18 protein-coding genes and 2 pseudogenes are annotated in these 22331 nt (G+C 60.5%); 15 read left to right on the top strand and 5 right to left on the bottom strand.

Translation table 11 applies throughout. From position 1 onward, the window contains the following. Genes FSO04_RS24805 through FSO04_RS24795 form a run of 3 tightly spaced genes read left to right on the top strand, consistent with a single transcriptional unit; the run spans position 1 to position 3702 of the window. Positions 1-1419: a paraquat-inducible protein A gene (locus tag FSO04_RS24805; RefSeq protein WP_154563403.1), complete on the top strand. Its 1419-nt coding sequence runs from the start codon at positions 1-3 to the stop codon at positions 1417-1419. Then, positions 1406-3001: a PqiB family protein gene (locus FSO04_RS24800; protein ID WP_154563401.1), complete on the top strand. Its 1596-nt coding sequence runs from the start codon at positions 1406-1408 to the stop codon at positions 2999-3001. Before FSO04_RS24805 ends, FSO04_RS24800 begins: the two co-directional genes overlap by 14 nt. Next, complete coding sequence (locus FSO04_RS24795; protein ID WP_154563399.1) at positions 2998-3702, top strand: PqiC family protein; 705 nt, start codon at positions 2998-3000, stop codon at positions 3700-3702. Before FSO04_RS24800 ends, FSO04_RS24795 begins: the two co-directional genes overlap by 4 nt. Before the next feature lie 20 nt (positions 3703-3722). Here the strand turns inward: FSO04_RS24795 and FSO04_RS24790 are convergent, their stop codons facing one another. After that, a complete protein-coding gene (locus FSO04_RS24790) occupies positions 3723-4478 on the bottom strand; it encodes a TetR/AcrR family transcriptional regulator (protein ID WP_154563397.1) in 756 nt (251 codons plus the stop codon). A gap of 349 nt (positions 4479-4827) precedes the next feature. Here FSO04_RS24790 and FSO04_RS24785 point away from each other — a divergent pair, with 349 nt between their 5' ends. The 7 genes from FSO04_RS24785 (at position 4828) to FSO04_RS24755 (ending at position 15321) form a co-directional block, all read left to right on the top strand. Further along, complete coding sequence (locus FSO04_RS24785) at positions 4828-5898, top strand: VOC family protein (protein ID WP_154563449.1); 1071 nt, start codon at positions 4828-4830, stop codon at positions 5896-5898. A gap of 34 nt (positions 5899-5932) precedes the next feature. Continuing rightward, the gene (locus tag FSO04_RS24780) at positions 5933-6889 is read left to right on the top strand and encodes a fumarylacetoacetate hydrolase family protein (RefSeq protein ID WP_154563395.1); all 957 of its coding nucleotides are present in this window, start codon (positions 5933-5935) and stop codon (positions 6887-6889) included. Further along, on the top strand, positions 6886-8907 hold the full coding sequence (locus FSO04_RS24775) for an acyl-CoA synthetase (RefSeq protein WP_154563393.1): 2022 nt from the start codon (positions 6886-6888) through the stop codon (positions 8905-8907). Before FSO04_RS24780 ends, FSO04_RS24775 begins: the two co-directional genes overlap by 4 nt. A gap of 510 nt (positions 8908-9417) precedes the next feature. Beyond that, positions 9418-10158 carry an OmpW/AlkL family protein gene (locus tag FSO04_RS24770; protein WP_154563391.1) on the top strand — a complete coding sequence of 247 codons (741 nt, stop codon included), beginning with the start codon at positions 9418-9420 and terminating at the stop codon, positions 10156-10158. Positions 10159-10422: 264 nt separating this feature from the next. Then, on the top strand, positions 10423-13401 hold the full coding sequence (locus FSO04_RS24765) for a molybdopterin-dependent oxidoreductase (protein WP_154563446.1): 2979 nt from the start codon (positions 10423-10425) through the stop codon (positions 13399-13401). A 10-nt stretch (positions 13402-13411) separates the two neighbouring features. Continuing rightward, positions 13412-14275: a 4Fe-4S dicluster domain-containing protein gene (locus tag FSO04_RS24760; protein ID WP_154563389.1), complete on the top strand. Its 864-nt coding sequence runs from the start codon at positions 13412-13414 to the stop codon at positions 14273-14275. A 2-nt stretch (positions 14276-14277) separates the two neighbouring features. Then, the gene (locus tag FSO04_RS24755; protein ID WP_154563387.1) at positions 14278-15321 is read left to right on the top strand and encodes an alcohol dehydrogenase catalytic domain-containing protein; all 1044 of its coding nucleotides are present in this window, start codon (positions 14278-14280) and stop codon (positions 15319-15321) included. Between the two features lie 84 nt (positions 15322-15405). Here FSO04_RS24755 and FSO04_RS24750 read toward each other — a convergent pair. From FSO04_RS24750 to FSO04_RS24735, 4 genes and pseudogenes are all read right to left on the bottom strand, one after another. After that, a pseudogene (locus FSO04_RS24750) lies at positions 15406-15846 on the bottom strand (DDE-type integrase/transposase/recombinase); the annotation flags it as partial. Positions 15847-16236: 390 nt separating this feature from the next. Continuing rightward, complete coding sequence (locus FSO04_RS24745; RefSeq protein WP_154563385.1) at positions 16237-16536, bottom strand: hypothetical protein; 300 nt, start codon at positions 16534-16536, stop codon at positions 16237-16239. Between the two features lie 79 nt (positions 16537-16615). Then, positions 16616-17002 (bottom strand): MAPEG family protein, encoded by a 387-nt coding sequence (locus FSO04_RS24740; protein ID WP_168435822.1) that lies wholly within the window; start codon positions 17000-17002, stop codon positions 16616-16618. Positions 17003-17027: 25 nt separating this feature from the next. Beyond that, complete coding sequence (locus tag FSO04_RS24735) at positions 17028-18158, bottom strand: IS630 family transposase (protein WP_154563383.1); 1131 nt, start codon at positions 18156-18158, stop codon at positions 17028-17030. Between the two features lie 682 nt (positions 18159-18840). Between FSO04_RS24735 and FSO04_RS24730 the strand changes: the two genes are divergently transcribed. The 5 genes and pseudogenes from FSO04_RS24730 to FSO04_RS24710 all read left to right on the top strand — a co-directional run bounded on the left by FSO04_RS24730 (position 18841) and on the right by FSO04_RS24710 (position 22330). Beyond that, positions 18841-19380 carry a hypothetical protein gene (locus tag FSO04_RS24730; RefSeq protein WP_233464970.1) on the top strand — a complete coding sequence of 180 codons (540 nt, stop codon included), beginning with the start codon at positions 18841-18843 and terminating at the stop codon, positions 19378-19380. Between the two features lie 153 nt (positions 19381-19533). Next, positions 19534-20136, top strand: a pseudogene (locus tag FSO04_RS24725) (TetR/AcrR family transcriptional regulator); the annotation flags it as partial. Between the two features lie 255 nt (positions 20137-20391). Next, positions 20392-20595: a hypothetical protein gene (locus FSO04_RS24720; RefSeq protein ID WP_154563379.1), complete on the top strand. Its 204-nt coding sequence runs from the start codon at positions 20392-20394 to the stop codon at positions 20593-20595. 297 nt (positions 20596-20892) lie between these two features. Further along, positions 20893-21447, top strand: coding sequence for an AMP-binding enzyme (locus tag FSO04_RS24715; protein ID WP_154563377.1), 555 nt, complete (start codon positions 20893-20895; stop codon positions 21445-21447). A 64-nt stretch (positions 21448-21511) separates the two neighbouring features. Beyond that, entirely contained in the window at positions 21512-22330 is an 819-nt protein-coding gene (locus FSO04_RS24710; protein WP_154563375.1) for an SDR family oxidoreductase, read from the top strand. Position 22331: the final 1 nt, after the last annotated feature.

Raw genomic sequence — 22331 nt, 5'->3', positions numbered from 1 at the left:
ATGGAACATCGGAACCTGATTGCCTGCCACGAGTGTGATCTGCTTTTCCGCAAGCCGCCGCGCCTGGGTGGGCTGGTTGCACGGTGTCAGCGGTGCGGTGCGGGTTTCAAAGGCCTGCATCGCAGCGGTTTGTCGCTCGAGGCGATGTGCGCTTTGACCGTCGCGGCGTTGATTACTTTCGTTATTGCCCAGGCGTTCCCGGTACTACGGCTGGAGACAAACGGGATCGGCTCGCAGACCACGCTGTTTGGTGCAGTGCAATCGCTGTGGGGCGAACACATGCGTGTTGTCGCAAGCATGGTGTTCTGTTCGTCGATGCTGTTTCCGCTGACGGAGTTGCTGGCCTTTCTTTACGTGCTGGTACCCGTTCTGGTGGGCAAACGGCCAGCTGGCTTCAACCGGGTCGTTCGTCTCGTTCAATTCGTTCGGCCGTGGGGGATGATCGAAGTCTTCATGCTCGGGGTGCTCATCACGATCGTGAAAATGGTGAGCATCGCGCAGGTGATTCCTGGACCGGGCCTGTTTGCATTCGGCGCATTGACCGTGATGTTGGCCATCGTTGCTGCGTTCGACCCTGCCGTGTTGTGGGAGGTTTGCGACGAAATGAAGGTATTTCGGCCCGCGGACGTTCCCCGGCCAAGCGTCAGTGGCGGCCGCTTTGAGCCGGGTGACGCCTCCGGCTCGCCGGAAACAGGAGCCACGGGTTGGCTCACGGCAAGACATGCAGGACTTCTGGCGTGTCATACCTGCGGTCTGGTTCAAACGGCGATCGCACATCAGCCGCACCAGCACTGTTCTCGATGTGACTCGCCGCTGCACGAGCGCCGTCCGGAGAGTGTGACGCGTTCGCTGAGTCTGCTTGTCGCCGCAGCGATCGCCTATATTCCGGCGAATCTTTTGCCGATCATGCATGCGTCGTCGCTCGGCCGTTCGGAGGACGACACGATTCTCGGCGGTGTCGGCTACTTCTGGAGTTCGGGAGACTGGCCGCTCGCGGTCGTTATCTTCGTGGCGAGCGTCATGGTGCCGATGCTCAAACTCACGGTTCTCGCGCTGCTGACCTTGACTGCCCGGCGGGATTCGGACTGGCGGCCGCTCGAACGCGCGAGGCTGTTTCGTATCGTCGAGCGTGTTGGCCGGTGGTCGATGCTCGATGTCTTCGTTGTTGCACTCACGGTTGCCCTGGTGCACTTCGGCTCCTTCGCCTTCATTACCGCGGGTCCGGGCGCGCTCGCTTTCGGGGCCGTCGTGATCCTCACCATGCTGGCATCGCATCAGTTCGACCCGCGGCTCACCTGGGACAACGTCCGTTGCGCACAGCCGCATCCTGACGATGCCGAGTCCGCACGGGTTCATAGCTCTGTCGCATCCATAAACTCAAATCAGCAAACACTATCCACTAGCGATGCATCTTCCTGATCTACCCCCTCCCGATATCAAACCGCGAAAACGCTGGCTTCCCTCCCTGATCTGGTTAGTTCCGCTGATCTCGGCGTTGATCGGCATTGCGCTAGTGGCCCGATCCGTTTCAGAAAAAGGGCCGACGGTCACGGTTTCGTTCAATAACGCAGACGGAATGGAGGCAGGCAAAACGAAGGTCAAGTACAAGGATGTCGAAATCGGCTCCGTGCAGGCCATTACGCTAACGAAAAATCTCCAGCAAGTGATGGTGAAAATTCAACTCACCAGGGAGGCGGAAAAATTCGCAACACAAGGCACGCGTTTCTGGGTAGTTCGCCCGCGCGTGGGGGCCAACGGCATTTCGGGCCTCGGTACCTTGCTTTCCGGCGCGTACATCGGCGTCGACATCGGGCAATCGTCAGAAAAACGGACGGAGTTTGTCGGACTCGAGAATCCTCCCATCGTCACCAGCGGCCAACCGGGGCACCAGTATACGTTGCGAGGGGATTCGCTGGGGTCGGTCGATATCGGTGCACCTGTCTTTTACCGTCGTGTGCAGGTGGGCCAGGTGGTCGGCTTTTCACTCGACCCGCACGGCTCGGGCGTGATCGTGAACGTCTTTGTCAATGCGCCGTTCGACCAGTATGTCGGGACGAACACCCGGTGGTGGCATGCGAGCGGTGTCGATCTTCGGCTCGACTCGAGCGGGCTCAAGATCAACACACAGTCGCTGGCGACAGTGGTTGTGGGAGGTCTCGCGTTTCAGTCACCGCCGGGTCAGGACGCCGGACAACAGGCCGTTGACAAGGCGGTATTTCGACTCGCGGCGGACGAGTCGGACGCGATGCGCGAGCCGGACGGACAACCCCTCAATGTGGTGATGCGATTCAACCAGTCGCTGCGCGGATTGTCCGTTGGTGCACCTGTGGACCTGCGCGGAATCGCGTTGGGGCAGGTGACGGAGATCGGTATTGAATACAGCGAAATGGACAAGAGTTTCAGCATGAAGGTCTCGATGGCACTTTATCCCGACAGGCTCAGCCGGCGCAGCAGCGAGGCGCTACCGGCCCCCAACACGCCAGGCGGGCATGAGCTGCTTCAGCACCTCGTGATGGAAGGGTTGCGTGGCCAGTTGCGAACCGGCAACCTCCTGACCGGTCAGTTGTACGTCGCGCTGGACATGTTCCCGAAAGCCCCGCGGGCGACCGTGGATGTGCATCAGAATCCGATCGAGCTGCCGACCGTGCCGAACACGCTCGACGAACTGCAGGTGCAGATTGCGGACATTGCCAGGAAACTGAATCAGGTCCCGTTCGACAAGATTGGCGCCAACCTCAATGGCGCGCTGGAAAACGCTAACAAGCTGTTCGGTCATCTGGATACGGAGGTCGTTCCACAGGCTCGGGACACGTTGGCGGCAGCGCAGCGGACTTTCGGCACCGCTGAGGTGACGCTTCAGCAGGCGGCGCCGTTGCAATCGGACGTCCAGGATGCGATGCAGGAACTGACCCGTACCCTGCAGTCTCTCAATGCGCTCGCGGACTATCTGGAACGCCATCCCCAGGCACTTCTGTTCGGCAAGAAAGGAGACCGGCCTTGATTTTCCTTCAGTCTTTTTCGTTGCGCGCTTTCGTTCGTGTGGCCGCGGGCATCAGTCTCGCCGTTCTGGCGGCGTGTGGTTCTCCGCCAAGCCGGTTCTACACGCTTGCCTCCGGCGGCGGTTCGGCCACGGCGAATCGCACGGTAAGCCCCGCCGTTCTGATCGACATGCGCCCCGTTACCGTGCCTTCCGCGCTGGCGAGGAGCCAGCTCGTCATTCAGGTGAACGCCACTCAGGTCAAGGTGCTGGAGGACGATCGCTGGGCGTCGCCGCTGCCGGATGAAATCCGCACCGCAGTGCTGGCAACGGTGACCCGGCAATCGGGCGCGGTCGACGTGCACGGGATGGCGCGCACGGACGAGGTTCCGCTGTACCGCATTTCGGTGCAAGTGCAGCGCTTTGAGACGTGGCCTGGGTCGCACGTACTGATTGAAGCTGTATGGAGCATACAGCCGTCAAATGGTCAGGAAACGATGACCTGCCACAGCATAGCCAGCCAGCCGGTCTCGCTTGGCTATGATGCAATCGCGGATGGTGACCGGCAGGCATTGCAACGAATCGCCACGGAGATTGCGCGGGGCCTCCGCGAGCTTGCCAGGAGGTCGGAATTGCACGGGAGCCCGCAAGCGGTGACCCGTCCGGTATCCTGCCCGCAAATGGTCTACGCTGAGGCGGGGATCGGGGTGACCCGAAGCCCCTGACGGTCCTTTTCGCGTCCGCCTTATTCCGCCTCGACTTCTGCCTCGATGAGCGGCAATGCTCGCGTCGAAATCTTCTCGGCCTCCGCGCGCTTGAGCCCGAGTGTTTGCAGAAGCGTTGCTGCCGTACGCTCGGCGAAATGCTCTCCGCTGAAGCCGAGCTCGTCGAGCAGGTCTGCCGCCGGCGCGCCCGGCGCGACGAAATTCAGCTCGGCCGCAATTGCCGCGAGCACCGTGCCGCCCACCGAAAGAAAGCCGATGAAGGGGTCAGCGACCACAAAGCGCTTGGCGGCGATGCCGTTTCCGATATCCCGCAGCAGCCGCTGGCCCAGCCCACGGCTCAGGATGTGCGCCGAAAAACCTTCCCGTATCAGGAAGCGTCCCCAAACGGGATCGCGCCGCGCACGCATCAGGGTATGGCGCACCGAGACGGCAATCACCTCGGCCGGGTCGGACAGGCCGCCGGTGAGGCGATCGAGCATGTCGGCGAATTCCTCGAACACGTTGCTGACGAGCGTCGCGTAGATGGCTTCTTTCGACTCGAAGTGGTTATAGAACGAGCCGTAGCCGGTGTCGGCGGCCTCAGTGATTTCGTTGATCGCCACGCCCTCCATGCCCTTTTCCGCCATGAGCCGGAGGGCAGCGTCGAGCAGGCGGGCGCGTGTCTCGCGCTTGCGGCGCGCTCCGCGCGGCTCGCGCTCCTCGGGAACGGCGACCGGAGGAACGGGGGCCGCACGGGTGGAGCGCTTGGGCACGGGCCGGTTTAAAGAGTTCGCCATAACGAGTTCCAGTCTTTGGTCATATCCAAGTATAGATGGAAATGTTTCTATTGACAAAATGATCATCGATGACTTTAATGTCACAAAGGCGCATGCTGACGCCCGATAAACAAATAGACAGATGGAGCGACAGTGGAGACAGGAGCAATGAACACCACCGGGCCGTCCGGCCCGCACAACCCGGTTCAGCCGTCGGCACATGAGGTCGACCGCGCTGAGCCCGTTCGGCAGCGTGAATCTGCCCGGCAGCCTGGATGGCGGTCCGATGCCCGTCACGTCGAATCTCATCGGCGCACGCCGGCTATCGAAGCCGAATACGCCATTCAAACCGTTTGATTTCCGTCCTGCCATGAAACTGACTACCGTACAGCCGGCCCGTCACCCCAATCCCACGGCGAAAGCCTCGGCATTGACCTACCTGATATTCGATCGGCCGGATCTTGTGAAAGCCGAGGAATTTCTCAATGATTTCGGTCTCCGAACTGTGTCGCGGACAGAAGAGCTTGTCCTATTGCGAGGAACGGGTGCTTCGCATTTTTGCTATGTGATCCAAAAGGCGCCGAAATCCCGGTTCGTTGGCCTCGGGCTGCAGGTCGACACCAAGGCCGCGCTCGATGCGCTTGCGGGGCTGCCTGGGGCATCTGCGGTCGAACGATCGCCCTTGCCGGGCGGCGGCTATACCGTACGATTGACTGATCCTTCCGGTTTTCGCGTCGATGCGATACGGGATCAGGCGCCGGCTTCGGCGCTATCTCATCGGCCACCGTTGCCGTTCAATTCCGTGGACGCGGCCGTGCGCATTAACGGAACGCAGCGGCCGCCCGAATGCGCGCCGGAAATCATCCGGCTCGGACATGTGGTGCTCGAACTCGTCGACTATCAGGAAACCTGCGCGTGGTATACGCAGCACTTCGGCTTTATTCCAAGCGATGTGCAGGTACTTCCGGATGGTTCGCCCGTCGTTGCATTCATGCGGCTCGATCTGGGCGACAAGCCGGCCGATCACCATACGCTCGCGCTCGCACAAGGTTTCGTGCCGACCTACAGCCATAGCGCGTACGAAGTCGTCGACGCTGACGCGATTGGCATGGGGCAGCGCGTGTTGCGCGACAAGGGTTGGACGCACGCGTGGGGCATCGGCCGGCATATCCTGGGCAGCCAGATTTTCGACTACTGGCAGGATCCGTGGGGCGACAAGCATGAACACTATTGCGACGGCGATCTTTTTACAGCCGACACGCCCGCGGGCGTGCATGCGGTGAGTCGCGAAGCGATGGCGCAGTGGGGACCGGCAATGCCGCGCAGCTTCACCAAACCAAAATTCACGCCCGCGAGCATCGTGGCGCTCGTCAAAAACCTGCGCCGCAGCCCCGACCTGACGTTCGCCAAGCTGCGCAGGCTGGCAAAGATTTTCGCCTGAACCAATCCCTTCCATAAAATACGGAGATCGATAAATGGCACTTCACGTTCTGCATTACCTGCATCACGGCCACGCCCAGTGGGGCGTGGTCGCTAATGGCGCTATCACGCCGATTCCCGGCGAATTCAGGTCGACCGCTGAGTTTATCGAGGCCAACCCGATCGAACGGCTGTTCCTGCCACGCGGTCTGACGATTCCCGAATCGGAAGTGCAATGGTTGTCGCCCGTGACTGCCAATCAGCAGTTCATCTGCCAGGGCGCAAATTATCGCCAGCATATGATCGAGTCCGGGATGGACCCGGATGTGAAGAAATTCAACATGATCTTCACGAAGGCGACGAGCTGCATTGTTCCGGCCGACTCGCCTGTGGTTAAGCCAAACGGGGTGCAGTTCCTCGACTACGAGATCGAACTCGGTCTCGTCCTCAAACGCGACATTACGTCCCGCGAATCTGTCACCGACGGGAATCTGCATGACTACATCGCAGGCGCCGTGATCGTCAACGACTATTCCGCGCGCGATATCCAGATTCCGCAAATGCAGTTCTACAAGGGCAAAAGCTATCGCACGTTTGGCCCCGTCGGCCCTTATCTTTGCCTCCTGGAGAAACAGGATATTCCGAAGCTAAAGGAACTCGTGCTGACGCTGACGGTAAACGGAACGGTCCGCCAGAATGACTCCACGGCGGGCCTCGTCTACGGCCCGGCGGAGACCTTGACGGAGCTTTCCGCCGTTCACGACCTGCACGCCGGCGATTTGCTCGCCACCGGGACACCTTCCGGTTGTGCGCTGAGCATCCCGTCGCCCGAAAAGCAGCGCGCCGCGGCGCAACTGCCCGAAGCAGAAAAGTGGCGCCTTTTTCTGAAGATGCAGGAGGACAGGCCGCAATACCTGCGGGCGGGGGACCTCGTGGAGGCGCATATCGTCAGCTGCGACGGCGCCATCAATCTGGGCGTGCAGCGGAACGTTGTTGTTGACGAGGCAGCATGACAGGCGTCGCGAACATGGACGATGTCCAGGCCATCGAAACGCAAAGTCAGTTGACGGACCTGCCGTCGAGTACCTACGAGATGATCTGCCGGGGCGCCGCCATCAATCCATCGGCACCCGCGCTTTCGTTCATTGCAACGGCCGACGAGTACCGGAACGGCGAGTGCTGGACCTATGGCCAACTGGTGCGCGACATCACGCGAACCGCGAACATGTTTTCGCGGCTGGGAGTGCGACGCGACTCAGTTGTCGCCTATGTACTGCCCAACCTCCCGGAGGCACACTTCGTGATCTGGGGCGCTGAGGCGGCGGGAATCGTCTGCGCGATCAATCCGCTGCTTGAGGGGGAGGCTATCGGCGAACTGCTCAACGCTTCGGGGGCCAGCGTGCTCGTCACACTGGCGCCATTTCCAGGCACTGATCTTTGGCAAAAAGTGCAAGCGGTGCTGCATAAAGTGCCTTCCCTGAAGGATCTTGTGCTCGTCAATCTGGCCGACCGGATGCCGCGCGAAAAGCGTTCCGCGGCCCGGACGCTGCACCGTGACGAGTGTTCAAGATTGCATGGGCCTGGCGGCATTCACAGTGCCGTTCCTTCACATGTGGGCATTCACGATTTCAGCACCGCGATTGCCAAGGAAGACGAGGCGCTCGGCAGCGTGCATGGGATGGGTGTCGACGATCTATCGTCCTTCTTCTGCACGGGCGGCACCACCGGACTGCCGAAGATTGCGATTCGACGGCACGGCAATGAGGTGGCCAATGCGTGGAACGCGGGTCAATTCTTCGGCGAAAGCATTGGGCCGGGGAAAACGATTTTTTGCGGATTGCCGCTTTTCCACGTCAACGCCGTACTGGTGACAGGTCTGCTGGCGTTCTCGCGTGGTGCCCACGTCGTGCTCGGCACACCGCAAGGTTATCGGGGCGAGGGCGTAGTCAAGCGTTTCTGGGAAATTGTCGAGCATTACCGCATCAATTTCTTCAGCGGTGTCCCGACACTCTATGGGTCTCTGCTGGACGTTCCGGTTGGCGAGCACGATATCAGTTCGCTCGAGTATGGGCTGTGCGGCGCCGCCCCCATGCCGGTGGAACTGCTCCGCACATTCCAGGAGCGTACCGGCGTAAGAATCCTGGAGGGCTACGGCCTCACGGAAGGTACCTGCGTCAGCAGCGTCAATCCTCCGCTTGGCGAGCGTAGGGTCGGTTCGATTGGGCTTCGTCTGCCCGGTCAGGCAATGAAAGCGGTGGTGGTCGACGAAACCGGCCGCTATGTACGGGATTGCGTTGCGGATGAGGTCGGCCAACTGGTTATCTCCGGGCCAAACGTGTTCGTTGGCTATACCCGCCCGGAGCAGAACAGCGGCCTCTGGATGGAAGGCGGTGACGGCACGCGCTGGCTCAACACCGGCGATCTCGGACGGTGCGACCCCGACGGTTACTTCTGGCTCACCGGCCGGCAGAAGGAACTGATCATCCGCGGGGGGCACAACATCGACCCGGCGGCAATCGAAGAACCACTGCATCGGCATCCCGCAGTCCAGATCGCCGCAGCGATAGGGCGCCCGGATATGCACGCCGGTGAGTTGCCGGTTGCCTATGTTCAGTTGAAACCAGGCACCACCGCAACCGAAGCAGAATTGGCCGAGTTTCTGCGCCACGAGATAAACGAACGTGCCGCGTTGCCGAAGGGCATACGGATCGTGGATGCGATACCTCTGACGGGCGTTGGCAAGATCTTCAAGCCGGCACTGAAGCGGCGCGAAATGACGGACGCCCTGCAGTCGGCACTCGTAGAGGCTGGCGTCGAGGATGCAACCGTTAGCCTGATTGATGACACCTCGCGCGGCATTTCGCTTCACGTCGAACTTTCCAACCCCGCGCTCAAAGCATTGGCGACTTCCGTGCTCGGGCGCTTTCCGTTCGCATTTTCGATCTCGGCCGCCGCCGCGAGGCCCTCACGGGCAGAGCAACCGACTGTGATGGACCCGGCAGCGATAGATGCGCGCGGCAGGCCAGCGTAACACGGACCGCGAGATCAAAAGGGCGCGTTCAGTCATGCGCGCGGAATAAAGGTTAATCACCCGTACGCACGCGTCCCGATGCGTATTTCCAATGCCTGACGGTGCTATGAGTTTAGGATATCTAATTTGTTGAAGAACAGGATGAGCGTTGTATCAGAAAGGTCTTTGCGTTCGCAGGTTGAAAAATGGCTCGGGTCGACTTCTTCGACGCCGGTTCGGGTTGCCCGGCTCGGCCGCGCGCGCTCGAATCAGAGACCCTGTGTTCGTATCGAGCTACTGCTACCGACAGGCCCAGTTGGATTCTTCTTCTTCCGGCACCGCGACGGCGCGTGGTGCGTGTTCCCGCCTGAGACGGAGCGCCTCGCGATGCACGCTTACTAGAGTGCAGGGCGATTGGGGCTTGCGGCATCCGTGACGATACGAAAGGCAGGAAAACTATCAATTGATCAGTTCCAAAGGCAACACCACTGATTCATAAAAATTTCCAGACAAAGAGACAGGAGAAGACACATGAGAAATTGCAAACGCGCGATCAGTTCGGTTGGTATGGCAGCTTGCGTCTGCTCGGCTGGGCTTATCGACAATGCCAATGCACAGTCGGCCGGAAGCGTGACACTGTCGACAGGATGGCTTCACGTTGCGCCACAGGGCGACGCAACACCACTGACCGTGGAAAGCATTGGCGGCGTAGCGGTGAATCGGCAGGTGGCTGGTAGCGGGGCGCACGCCAGCTCAACCGATACGGTGGGGATTACCACTGAGTACTACGTCACCGACAACATTGGTATCGCCATGCTGTTTGGACTGCCACTGAAGGTAAATCTGGTCGGCGATGGCACGCTGCAGAAGTATGGCAACCTCGGTTCGACGAGACCGATGCCGCCCGCCATCGAACTTCGATACCACCTGTTTTCAGCCGAATCGAAATTCCGTCCGTTCGTCGGACTCGGCGTGAACTATACGTGGTTCACCCAGGTTCGGACAACCAATAGCCAGTTTGTCACTGATAGCCTTGGTCCAGGCGGCTCGGCACGTGCGACACTCAGTTCATCGTGGAATCCGGTATTCGAGATCGGGGCAAATTACGCGATTACAAAACACTGGTCGGTCGGAACCTCTCTCGGCTACGTTCCGGTGAAGACCCACCTTACGTTATACGGGCAGACCGCAACGGGAACGCAGATCGTTTCGAAATCGACGCTCCGACTCAATCCGATTAACGTCTTCCTGAACGTCGCCTATACGTTCTAGCGCGTGCAGGTTCTCAATGCGTCAATCAAGAGGTTTGAACGCTCATTGAAGAAATGGACGTTTTTTTTCGGCACCCGGACCTGGCTGCGGTCGGCAACTTCACTGTCGAGTACGACATGTGGTGACACACGCTGATGCATTGGAGCCCGGCGTTGCCGGGTCTCTGCGCCACAGCCCGGCATGACTGCGCTGCTGCTCGGGGAAGCGGTCGGTCATGCAGTCATGCCACCGCTTGCGCAACAAAGCTTCTCTTTGGATCGAATAATGAAACGACAGGTCCTCAAGACCATTCTTTTTGCCTTGCCCAAGCTCCTTGAGCTGACGGCACGCCGGTTTCCCGCCTATCGTGATCGCCTGAAGGAGCGCGATCTCGTCGTCTCGATTGGGCTCATGGACGGAAGCATCAATCGGGTCATCGAGTTCAAGAATGGCCACATTCGGTCGCGTGCCGGCAATCATCGGCGATCCGACGTGCGCATGGCCTTCAAGGATGTCGCTACCGCGCTGAAGTTCTTTTCCTCCAAGCCGGACCAGGGCGAGATTATCCACGCTGCCAAGAACTTCAAGGTGGTCACCGAGGGCGAAGACGAACTGCTGGTTTGGGTCATGCAAACCCTGAGCATGATGCAGACCGTCGGTTTGCCGATGGGCACGCCGATGCGCGACGGCACCCGCCGCTACACCACCTGCACAAACGGCGGGCCGCTGTTCGTCTACGTCAAGGGTGGCCGCGTCATTCGGGTGACGCCCATCGACCTGGACAGCACCGATGCGCCAAGCTGGGTAATCGAAGCGCGCGGACGCCGCTTCAGGCCGCCACGGCGTGGATTGGTTGCGCCCCACGCGTTGACGCTCAAGTCGCTCGTCTATTCGGACAAGCGCATCCTTCATCCCATGAAGCGGGTCGATTTCGACCCTGACGGCGAACGCAATCCCCAGAACCGGGGCAAGTCCGGCTATGTGCGTATCAGTTGGGACGAGGCGCTGGACATTGTCGCCAAAGAAATCAACCGGCAGAAGCGCGTTCACGGTCCGGGTTCGATTACCTTCCCGCTGTCGTCCCACCACCAGTGGGGCAATGTGGGCTATTACCTCAGCGCGCTGACGCGCTTTGCCAACCTGATCGGCTTCACCCGGGTCGCCGCGAATCCGGACAGCTGGGAGGGCTGGTACTGGGGTGCCATGCATCATTTCGGCAACTCGATGCGCATCGGCGTGCCATCCGGCTATGGGGGTGTCGAGGATTGCCTCAAGGAAGCGGACATGATCGTCTTCTGGTCCTGCGATCCCGAAAGCACCAACGGCGCCTATGCGGGATTCGAGGGGACGCCGCGGCGCCTGTGGGCCAAAGAACTCGGCATCGAGTTCGTTCATATCGACCCGCACTGCAACCCCACCGCGCAATTGCTCGGCGGGCGCTGGATCCCGGTCCGACCGCAAACCGACGCTGCGCTCGCAACCGCCATCATGTACGTGTGGGCCGTGGAAAACCTGTACGACAAGGATTACGTCGGCACCCGCACGACCGGGTTCGACGAGTGGAAAGCCTACCTTCTCGGCGAAACCGACGGCGTTCCCAAGACGCCCGAGTGGCAGGAAAGCGAGACCGGCGTGCCCGCCAAGGACGTCCGCGCGCTTGCGCGCCGATGGGGGAACAGGAAGGTCCATCTGGCTGTCGGGATGACCGGTGCGGGATTTGGTGGCGCGGGCCGAGGCGCAACGGGAGCGCAATGGGCGCGCTGCATGATCATGATGATGGGGATGCAGGGCTGGGGTAAGCCAGGCGTGAATTTCGGCTGCCTTGAAGTCGGTGTCCCTCACGACCTCCATTTTTATTTCCCCGGCTACGCGGACGGCGGCATTTCCGGCGACCTGGCGTGGACCGCCAATGCGGTGAACAATTACCAGCGCATGCCGCACATCCTGACCATGAATCCCGTCAAGCAGATGGTCCCGCGGCAGCAACTGCCCGACGCCATCATCAACGGTCATGCCACGGGCTACCTGTGGGACGGCATGTCGCAGGAAGCCCAGTTCGCGCCGTTCACCTATCCCATGCCCGGGTATTCGCCGATCCACATGATCTACCGTTACGGCGGGTCCGCCTTCAGCACGGTGACGAATTCCGGACGCTGGGCCGACGCCTACCGACACTCGAGCATCGAGTTCGTGGTCAACCAGTCCATCTGGATGGAGGGTGAGGCTCAATTTGCCGACATCATCCTGCCTGCATGCACTTCTCTGGAGCGCTGGGACATCGGGGAATGGTCGAATTCCGGCGGCTACGCCCATCATGGGTACAGCACGGTCAATCATCGCATCATGACGCTGCAGCACAAGTGCATCGAGCCTATGGGCGAGTCCCGTTCCGACTACGACATCTTCACCGCGATCCTGACCCGGTTGGGCCTGGGCGCTGTGTTCACCGAGGGATGCAGCGAGCTTGACTGGGTCAAGCGGGTCTTCGACTCGTCGGATCTGCCCGATCACATTTCGTGGCGCGAGTTCTGCCGCAAGGGCTATTTTGTCGTGCCGCCCGAAAAGCCCGAGTTGCGCCATCCGGTGGACATGCGCTGGTTTGCGGAGGGCCGGCGAAAGGACCTGCAGGAACCACATCCGCTGCCGTCGCAGTTCGCTGAAAAATTTGGCACGGGCCTGCAGACGCCGAGCGGCAAGCTGGAGTTCGTGCCCGAGTTGCTGAAGCGGCATACGGCGGACAATCCCGAGCGGCCGCCGCTCAACCGCTATATCCCCTCCTGGGAGGGGCTGCGTTCGGAGCTGGCCCAGCGTTATCCGCTGCAGTTGATTGCCACTCACAGTCGTTACAGCTTCCATACCCATTGCGACGGCAAGAATTCCTCGGTTAACAGCATCGAGGACCATCGCGCGCTAATCGGCGGGCACCGCTTCTGGCTGCTGAGGCTTGGTCGGGCAGACGCGGCCATTCGAGGCATTGTCCATCGCGACCTTGTCAAGGTTTACAACGACCGGGGCGCAGTGATCTGCGCGGCCGACGTCTCACCGCTGGTCAACGCGGGAGTGGTCAAGTCGTACGAGGCGAGCGCCGAATTCAAACTGATTGAAATCGATGGCGAGCGCGTCGAAATCGGCGGTTGCATGAATATGCTGACCCCCGACCGGCCTCAAACCGCCGGCACGAGCAGCATGAGCCCTAACTCCTGTCTGGTGCAGGTCGAAAAATGGAGAAGTGCCGAGGCGTTCATGCTCGGTCGCGCAGCATGAGGAACATGGAATGAGCAAGTGGAATATGGTTATCAAGGTTGGGCGTTGCGAGAACTGCCAGAACTGCGTCATTGCCGCGCGCGACGAGCACGTCGGCAACGACTTCCCCGGTTATGCCGCGCCCGCCGCGGCCGATGCCGAGAGCCCCGTGCGCATCCTGCGCCGTGTTCAGGGCGACTCACATATGGTCGAGACCACGTATCTGCCGGTCATGTGCAATCACTGCGACGAAGCGCCGTGCATGCGTGTCGGCGGTAGCGCGATCCGCAAGCGCGCCGACGGCATCGTCATTATTGACCCGGACAAGGCGCGGGGCCGGAAGGACATCGTGAAGTCGTGCCCGTACAAGGCGATCGTCTGGAATGAAGAGCTTCAACTGCCACAGACTTGGATCTTCGATGCCCATCTGCTCGATCAGGGGTGGCCCCGGCCGCGTTGCCAGCAGTCCTGTCCCACCGATGTCTTCGAGACGGTCAAGCTGGATGACGCAGCGATGGCCGAGAAGGCCCGGCGCGAGGGGCTCAAGGTATTGCGGCCCAACCTCGGCACGAAGCCACGCGTGTGGTACAGCGACTTTGAGCGCTGGGAAACCTGCTTCATTGGCGGAAGCATCAGCGCGCAGATGGGCGAAGTGGTCGAGTGCATCACGGATGCGGTCGTCGCTCTGTACGTGGGCAATCAGAAGGTGGCCGAAACCGTCTCGGACAGCTTCGGTGATTTCCGGTTCGGTGGCCTTGTCAAGGGAAGCGGCCTCTACCGGGTCAAAATCCGTCATGACCTCGGCAACGCCTGGCGCAATTGCGTACTGGACGAAAGCGTTTACCTGGGCGACATCAGGCTCGCCCAGTCGACAAACGGCGTGGGAGTCGCGTGATCATGAGCACTGCAACGAAGCTGCTTTGCCTGGGACCGGAGGACCCGATCCGACTGGAGACACGAAAGACCGCGATGCCCCGACCGGGAAAAGGCGAGGTTCTGGTCCGGGTCGAGGCGACGTCGGTCAATCCCATCGACGTCAAGCGCGCCGAGGGGTACGGCCGGCGTCTCCTGAGCCTCAAGGGAGCAGGAACGTTTCCTTTGGTCCTCGGCAACGATTTTGCTGGAGAGATCGTTTCCGTTGGCGCTGGTGTCAGCGCGTGGCAACCAGGCGACCGGGTCATGGGATTGGTGCCGACTGGCAAGAAGGGCGGTGCGCATGCCACGCACCTGACGGTGGACGCTCGCCTGGTGCGGCCGGCGGTCCGCGGGCTTGCTTCCAGGGCTCTGGCGGCTTTGCCCTATACTTTTACCACGCTCTGGCTGGCGCTACGTGGTGCGGGAATCAGCGAAGGCAATGCAACGGGCAAGAACGTGCTGGTGCACGGTGCATCGGGGGGCCTCGGCCAATTGGCGCTTCAGGTCCTGGGAGCATGGGGAGCATCAGTCACCGCTATCTGCAGCACGGCAAATATTGACCTCTGCCGGAATCTCGGCGCGACGGCAGTCTGGGACAGAACCCACCGCCGTCTGGAGGAACTGCCTGATCATTTCGACGCCGGCGTGAATTTCGGCGCCTGGGAGGATGAGGCAACCCTTCTGTGCCGCCTCCGGCAAGGAGCCCTGGGATACGCCACGACCGTTCATCCCCTCCTGGGGAACATCGACCGTTGCGGTCTTCTGTCGGGAGCCTGGCGTTCACGCCAGGACTGGCGGCATATGCAATCGCTGGCCGACGCAAGGGGCGCACGCTACCGCTGGATCATCTTCCAACCGGACGAAGGCGCTCTCGACATGCTGCACCAGTTCCTCACGAGGGGCACGCTGACCCTGCCCGTGGGCGTCTCGGTACCTTTTTCCAATGCAGACCTGGCGTTCGAGCACACTGCCCGGCACATGAAAGGGCGCGCGATCTTGCTTCCCACGGGGGCCCTGTCAAGTTGACGAGCGTGGACTACCTGTCTGGCTCAAGCGTAGTTATCCTTATCAGATAGCTTTCTCGACCGGGGAAGAAACAGTCCAACCATGTCATATTGCAAAGCGTTCTTTGAGTATGGCGCGATGATGTACCCGCGTTCATCTGAAGTCTTGGCAACGCGAAGTGCTAGCGGATAGGGCCGAAGCATGAGAGAAACGCCTGCGGGTCGGCTGGTGGCTGATTTCGGCGTGGTTGTTCACGCGTGCCGCCGCTTTGACGAAAACGTGCTTTACCTGAGCGAGCCCCGGAATATCAGCCTTCGCCGCCGGATAACCGCGCAGTTGGTCGGTACCGATCCTGCGCGGCACCGGGTTTGAACGCAGCACCCGCCGGAATAAGCGCTTCGCCATGGCCTTGTCGCGTCGCTTTTGTACCAGCACGCCGAGTTCGGCACCGTGCTCGTCGACCGCTCGCCACAACAGATACTGCTCTCCGCGCAGCGTCGCGAACATCTCGTCCAGATGCCAGGTGCTGCCCGGCTTGCGTCGCGCCAACGACAGCAGTCCCCACAACCTGCGCCCTCAGCCCCTCGTGGAACCCGACGTTCGAGGTCGGATTCAACCTTGCGCGCAGCAAGCATCTTATCAACGCCTCGGTGACCTATATTCCGATGTCGACCTCACTCACGACCGACGCATTGAGTGCCATGGGTATGCACGGCGTGACGAAGTTGCACATCCGTACGCATCCGCTCATCAGGCACCTGGAGTTCGTCTACACATTCTAAAGATGGCTGCTGGTTACGCTCCAAGGGAGGTTGGCTGGACCGCAGATGGACAAATGGGACGAGCCACATCGACTGGGCAGTACGGCGCGAGACTCGCGCCGTACTGCGCACGGACTGCGCAGGCGGAACCTAGTACAATATCCCGTAAATAAATTTAATAATTGTCGGGCTGCAAGTAAGGCTGCAGGAGCGTAACGACCACCTCGGCCATCTCCTCGAGCGAACCTGTGCCTGGCAGAGTTTCCCAGCGGCCATTATGGCTGCGAAAGGCGGCGCTGTATCGATTGCGGCCGAGCTCGGTGAGGCGCGCCACGACGATGGGCTCCTCATCGTCCAGGCGTTTGATCAGCAGGTGACACCCGTAGCCTTGCGTGACGATTTGCTCGTGGCCGAGCAGGCTGCGCAGTTGACGCTGGAGTTCGGTAGCGTAATGTTTGGTGGGTAAAGCTGGCATGTCGTTCTCTCGATTACGATGCGCCGGTTTGCAGCGGATAGCCCCGGAAACTCACGCTATCTCGTCTGTCCGTCGCATCTCAACGCAGCAGCATCGCACATAGCGCCACGCCGGTCAGGTAGGTCCCAAGTGCGCCGACGAACCGGAAAGAGTTGGGTTTTGCCATCGTTGGCCATGCGATCAGTCCGACGACGAGCAAACAGCGGCACACGGTTGCCGCGACGATCAGCGACACTGTCGCCGTCGAAGGCGATCGCGCGCCAAGATAGAGAAACAGCAACGCGAGGAACGGCGCATATTCGGCGGTATTGGCATGAGCCCGGACGAGCTTGTTTAGCCGGTTCGCGGGGTTCGGCTCGCAGCCTGAGCTGGTGCCTTCGCGAAAACGCATTGCCGAGATGGATAATCCGAGGCCGAAAAGTAGTAGCCCTAGAACGACCACGCATGTGAGAGCAACGTTGTTCACTTGAACGAGCCTCCTTGGCAGGGAATCAACGAACGCCGGCTTGGTGGGTAGAGCTGGCATGTCGGTCACTCGATTCCGATGCGCCGGTTTGCAGCGGATAGCCCCGGAAACTCCATTTGAACGGGCGTGCCGCCTGATTGTGCGCGCGAATAAATTGCTCGGTGCGCTCGCGCAGGTGCGCGGTGCTGGTATGGCTGGTATGGCGCAGCACACGGCGCGTGTAGCGGGCAAACCACAGTTCGATCTGATTGACCCAGCTCGCGTGCAACGGCGTGAAGTGGAAGTGAAACCGCTCGCCGTGCCGCGCGTTGAACGCCTGCCAGACCGCCCGGGCGCAATGCGTATTGAGATTGTCCCAAATGACGTGCACCTGCCTGCCCGGGTACGCGGCCGCCACGCGCTCCATGAAGGTGACCAGATCTTCCTGCGTGCGCCGCTCGCGGCAGTCTGCCAGCACCCGTCCGGTATGCACGTCAAGCGCGGCAATCAGTGCCTGCGTGCCATGGCGGATGTATTCGAACTCACGACGTCGCAGCCGTCCCGGCGCCGGCGCGCGTCCCGGATGCTTGCGCTCGATGGCCTGAATGCCGGTTTTCTCGTCGATACTGAGCACCACCGCGCTTCGCGGCGCCTTGCGGTACAGCTTGCAGATCACGTTGACTTTCTCGCGAAACGCCGGGTCTGGACTGTGTAGCCATTGCTGGACCCGGTGCGGACGAACGTCACCGGCCTGCAGAATGCGCTGCACATGGCTGCGGCTGATCTGTTCGACGACGCCGCGCTCCACGGCGCGTGCCACGATCTCGTCGAGCGTCGGCGTGACCCGCCCCTCGGGTTCCTGCCCTTCACACGCCAGCGCGATCAACTGCAGTCGCGCTTCCTGCGTGATGCGCGGTGGACGACCACTGCGCTCACCCTCGCGAATGCCTTGCGCACCCTGCTGGGCAATGCGCTTGCGCCACGCGCTGACCGTTTGCACCGATACACCCAGTTCGCGCGCAATCTCCGTATTCGAGTGGCCCTCATCGGCCCACAACGCGATGCGCGCCCGCATCACATCCCGCTGCGCGGCCGTCTTGCGCCCGATCAGCAATAGCAGTTCCTGTTTTTCTTTCTTCGCCAGCTTCACCGGCTTTGCATGACGGCCTCGGCTCATTTCGCCATGGTAACCGAGGCAGTTATTTATTCAAGCTATTTAAGGGAGGTTGTACTAGGTCGCCTGCATGCGGGGCGGTTTGATATTACATGGCGACACGCAGCGTGCAGCAGCAGTGAGTGGCTTCGTTTGCTGCACCAGGCTGCCGACGTCGGCTTCGACTTTCGCCCGTTTCGGCGCCTGTCATGGTGCGTCCGGGATGGGGCGCTTCTGCGCCCGGTGATTCCGCTGTTTGGTATGACGATTCCGCTTTTCGCCTTCACCTCGGTGTAGATTTTATCGTCTTGATTGACATAAACATCAATATTGAGTTTAATGTCACTGTAGAAGTTTGGCCGATGCCGCAATAGAGGGCGTCGTCATGCACGGAGCCACGCGGCAGGCGCGTAGTCGGGAAGTTATCGGGAACATCAGGCACGTACCGCAAAGCATGCACGTGACGCGCTCGAGTTGTGAAAAACGATAGTGCAGAACCCTCGATATCGGGGGCAATCGCAGCCATGGCGTCAAGTCGTTCGTGGCATCACTCACTCCTCGGAGCAGTTGGCATGAGGCCGTTGAACTCGCGCATCGGCCCCTCCGTTTCTGGGGCACTCGCCTCGCGCCCGCTGTGCGGGCTTTGCTCGACTTACCTCGGGGCGCTGGTCGACGCAACCTCCAGCCGCGCGCGAGGTGAGTTCGTGTGCGTCGTCGAGCAACGTCATTTTTACGCCCTCGAATACCCTGGCAGAAAGCCGAACTGCATCAAATTCAGCAGGTTGATAGAGTTCGCCGAGGCAACATGATGAACACAACGCTCCTGTCAGCAATGGCAGCACTGTTCGGTGCAACGATCGCCGGCCTGACATCCGTTGTCACGCAACGAACGCAGGCTAAGGCAGAGTGGCTTGCGCACGACCGCATTCGCCGGCAGGACCTCTATAAGGAGTTCATCGAGGAGGCGTCGCATTGCTATGTCCACGCGCTTCAGCACGATGAGCCGGACCTCGCTGCTCTCGTCAGTCTGTTCGCAAAGATAAGCCGTATGCGCGTCCAATCCTCGACAGAGGTTGCGAACGAAGCCGATCAGGTTGGACGAAAGATTGTGGATACCTATCACGCCCCGGAAAAGACGTTCCTTCAACTACGTGAAATGCTCGCCGACGGTTCGATCGACATCCTCGGCCGCTTCAGCGACGTTTGCCGCGCCGAATTCGATTCGCTGCGAGCGCAGCAATTCTGAGTGAAGAATCAACCCGGAGTTTGCGCGAACCGCCGGGGTTGGGGCCTGACATTGTCAAATCCCCTGTCGAGAGAATCATTGCGAAATCCGTCGTCTGACACGCGCGTGCATGTGATGGCGCCGCAGATGGCGATCTGACCGGTACGTTATGCCATGAAACGGGAACGCCTGACACACGCACAGCGCAGGGAGCAGACGCGAGAGCGCCTGCTTGAGGCTGCGCGGAAGACGTTCGTCAAAAAGGGATTGGCCGCTACAAGTGTGGAGGACATCGCTGAGGCGGCCGGCTACACGCGCGGCGCGTTCTATTCGAACTTCGACGGTAAGCCGGAACTGCTGCTTGAGTTGCTGCGCCGGGACCACGATAGCGCGCAGGTCAATCTGAGGGCGATCATGGAAGAGGGCGGCACGCCCGCGGAAATGAAGGCGCGCGCCATCGCGTACTACAGCCGGTATTTTCGTGATCGAGACTTCTTTCTACTTTGGGTCGAAGCCAAACTATTCGCGCATCGGGACGCCGGGTTTCAGGTGCGCTTTAACGCGTTCCGGCAAGAAAAGCTCGACCAGATCAGCGCGTACATCCGCACGGTGTCGGAGCGCGACGGCAGGCCATTGCCCCTACAGGCGGACGCGCTCGCGCTCGGCTTGGTGAGCCTGCGCGATGGTGTGCAGTTCTCCAGACTATGCGATCCGCAGACGGCGGGCGACGAGGTGATGCAGACAGTGCTTGCCGGGTTTTTTTCGTGCGTATTGTGGCGACAACCGGAAGAAATACAGCACGCCGATCATCGCGCGGGCGTACCCGGCCGCAGACGTCGGACGCCCACCGCGGGCGCCGACAATATCCGTGACCAGGGTCCAGCACGATGAAATTGAAGGCAACTGCCTGGGCAACGCCCTGTACCCCGCTCAGCCTTTCGGTCGTCAGAACTCGGCGCCCCGACAGAGCCCCGAGTCTCGTACTGGTTGGCGCGGGCAGTTGTGTATGTAAACCCCTCAAAGGAGATGACCATGTTTAACGACCACACGGATTTCCAAAATAGCGATCGCGGAAGCGGCACGAATGATCGGAGCGACGTGGGTTGGGCGTCGAACCATGTCGTCGAGGTGATTAATCCCACTCCGGCAAGGAACTGGGCATGGGCGCACCATAGCGACTTATACGACTGGATGGACTGGCACAGTCCGTTTCCTGCGGCAGGCCCGTCGGAGTGAACGCGGTATGGCGGCGCTACGCTATTGCGGAGGCGAAGCTTCCGCTCGACTCCTTTCGCGAGCTATGAAAGGATCTCGACCAGCTCGACGGGCAGATCTCAGACATCGAACGGCGTGTGCGGACCTGGATGAAGTAAGACGAGCGGTCCAAAGAGAGCGCTGGCCATGTCGGGCCGTGCCAGCCACGAATGATATCCATGATGGTATCAATGCCGTCTGGAGTGTCGTTCGGTGATCGCCGGGTTTTAGCAGTACCTTCGTGCCCCCTACTTCAGAGGGTAGTCGTCCATTTCGTACATGTATGGCCCCGACGCCTTTTGCAATCTTCTTGTTCGTGATGTCGAAACGGTCTGCAGGCGTGTATCCGGCTCGCCAGATGGTGGAGGCTGCCTTCACTCGGTGCCCATCCGTCGCACCGGCAGCCGTAGTGGGCCAACCCAATCCCTATGCGGCGAGTTCCCCGTTGTCTATGTGACGCTTGCAGCAGGAAAGACGGCAATCGAAGCGGAAGCGATCGAGTTCGCACGTGAATATATCGCGGAGCGGCCTGCGTGGCCGAAGCGGGTGTACATCGTCGACGCATTGCCGCTGACTGAGTTGGGGAATGTCCATGAGCCTTCGCTGCGCGCCGATGCGGCGGTCCGACTGCTTGGCCGAACGCTGGCGGAACGCGTTCAAGATACTTCGTTCGAGATCGAGGCGAAGCAGGGCGGCAAACGCGGCTTCGCCGTTTCCGTCACGATGTTTGGTTCCAATGGTGCAATCGTGGACAAAGTCGATGCCGAACTGAAGGAGCTCCTTTTTGAATACACGATTCAGCGGGTGACCGCCCCCGTACAAAGCGCTTCGTAACCCTGGCGGTGATGCCTCCCGTATCAGCGAAGCAAGATTAAATTCGAGCCTTTGGAGACACACCATGCTCGTTACTCAGTATTTCTCGAAGGATCTGTACAAAGGCAAAACCGTTTTTGTCACCGGCGGCGGCAGCGGCATCAATCTCGGCGTAGCGAAGAATTTCGCTGCACTTGGTGCTAACGTCGCCATTTGTGGACGCACTCAGGAAATGCTCGATGCTGCGGCTGCAGAGTTACGGGCGTTCGGCACCAAGGTCAGCGCGGACGTGCGCGACAGTGCCCCACTCGAAGCGGCGCTCGAAAAATCCAGGGCAGCGCTGGGTGCAATGGACGTCCTCGTCTGTGGAGCAGCCGGCAACTTTCTCGTGCCTGCCGAAAAACTCTCTCCCAACGGGTTCAAGACAGTGATCGACATCGATCTGCTTGGATCCTTCAATGCCACTCGCAGTGCGTTCGAGCAACTCAAGGAGACGAAGGGCACGATCCTGTACATTTCGGCCGGCATGGCTTACATGCCTCATGCCTTTCAAGTTCATGTGGGTGCGGCCAAGGCTGGCATCGACATGATGATGAAGAACATCGCTCTGGAATGGGGACGATTCGGCATCCGTGCCAACAGCATCGTGCCCGGACCCATCGAGGAAACCGAAGGGTTGAAGCGCCTCTCCGATCCCGCGGAAAAGAAAAAGCTGATCAACGCCGTGCCGCTGCGCCGCACCGGAACCGTTGACGACATCGGCCAGGTCGCGGCATTTCTTGCCCCGCCGCTCGCCTCCTACATTACGGGTTGCGTGGTCGTTTGCGATGGTGGCCAGAACCTGCCCGGTTCGGCGCTGTTCAACATGGGTGCCGAGCAGATGTTGCGCGCCCAGCAAGGATGAA

The organism is Paraburkholderia madseniana (genome assembly GCF_009690905.1).
Classification (GTDB): domain Bacteria; phylum Pseudomonadota; class Gammaproteobacteria; order Burkholderiales; family Burkholderiaceae; genus Paraburkholderia; species Paraburkholderia madseniana.
The sequence above is the reverse complement of the archived record's forward strand: the minus strand, read 5'-3'. Positions and strand labels throughout refer to the sequence as shown.

Excerpts from the sequence above, each read along its gene's own strand:
- FSO04_RS24780 (WP_154563395.1), top strand. The coding sequence starts at position 5,933 with ATGGCACTTCACGTTCTGCATTACCTGCATCACGGCCACGCCCAGTGG.
- FSO04_RS24805 (WP_154563403.1), top strand. The coding sequence starts at position 1 with ATGGAACATCGGAACCTGATTGCCTGCCACGAGTGTGATCTGCTTTTC.
- FSO04_RS24735 (WP_154563383.1), bottom strand. The coding sequence starts at position 18,158 with ATGAGCCGAGGCCGTCATGCAAAGCCGGTGAAGCTGGCGAAGAAAGAA.
- FSO04_RS24715 (WP_154563377.1), top strand. The coding sequence starts at position 20,893 with ATGTATGGCCCCGACGCCTTTTGCAATCTTCTTGTTCGTGATGTCGAA.
- FSO04_RS24785 (WP_154563449.1), top strand. The coding sequence starts at position 4,828 with ATGAAACTGACTACCGTACAGCCGGCCCGTCACCCCAATCCCACGGCG.
- FSO04_RS24720 (WP_154563379.1), top strand. The coding sequence starts at position 20,392 with ATGTTTAACGACCACACGGATTTCCAAAATAGCGATCGCGGAAGCGGC.
- FSO04_RS24800 (WP_154563401.1), top strand. The coding sequence starts at position 1,406 with ATGCATCTTCCTGATCTACCCCCTCCCGATATCAAACCGCGAAAACGC.
- FSO04_RS24765 (WP_154563446.1), top strand. The coding sequence starts at position 10,423 with ATGAAACGACAGGTCCTCAAGACCATTCTTTTTGCCTTGCCCAAGCTC.
- FSO04_RS24745 (WP_154563385.1), bottom strand. The coding sequence starts at position 16,536 with ATGCCAGCTTTACCCACCAAACATTACGCTACCGAACTCCAGCGTCAA.
- FSO04_RS24790 (WP_154563397.1), bottom strand. The coding sequence starts at position 4,478 with ATGGCGAACTCTTTAAACCGGCCCGTGCCCAAGCGCTCCACCCGTGCG.
- FSO04_RS24775 (WP_154563393.1), top strand. The coding sequence starts at position 6,886 with ATGACAGGCGTCGCGAACATGGACGATGTCCAGGCCATCGAAACGCAA.
- FSO04_RS24755 (WP_154563387.1), top strand. The coding sequence starts at position 14,278 with ATGAGCACTGCAACGAAGCTGCTTTGCCTGGGACCGGAGGACCCGATC.
- FSO04_RS24770 (WP_154563391.1), top strand. The coding sequence starts at position 9,418 with ATGAGAAATTGCAAACGCGCGATCAGTTCGGTTGGTATGGCAGCTTGC.
- FSO04_RS24710 (WP_154563375.1), top strand. The coding sequence starts at position 21,512 with ATGCTCGTTACTCAGTATTTCTCGAAGGATCTGTACAAAGGCAAAACC.
- FSO04_RS24760 (WP_154563389.1), top strand. The coding sequence starts at position 13,412 with ATGAGCAAGTGGAATATGGTTATCAAGGTTGGGCGTTGCGAGAACTGC.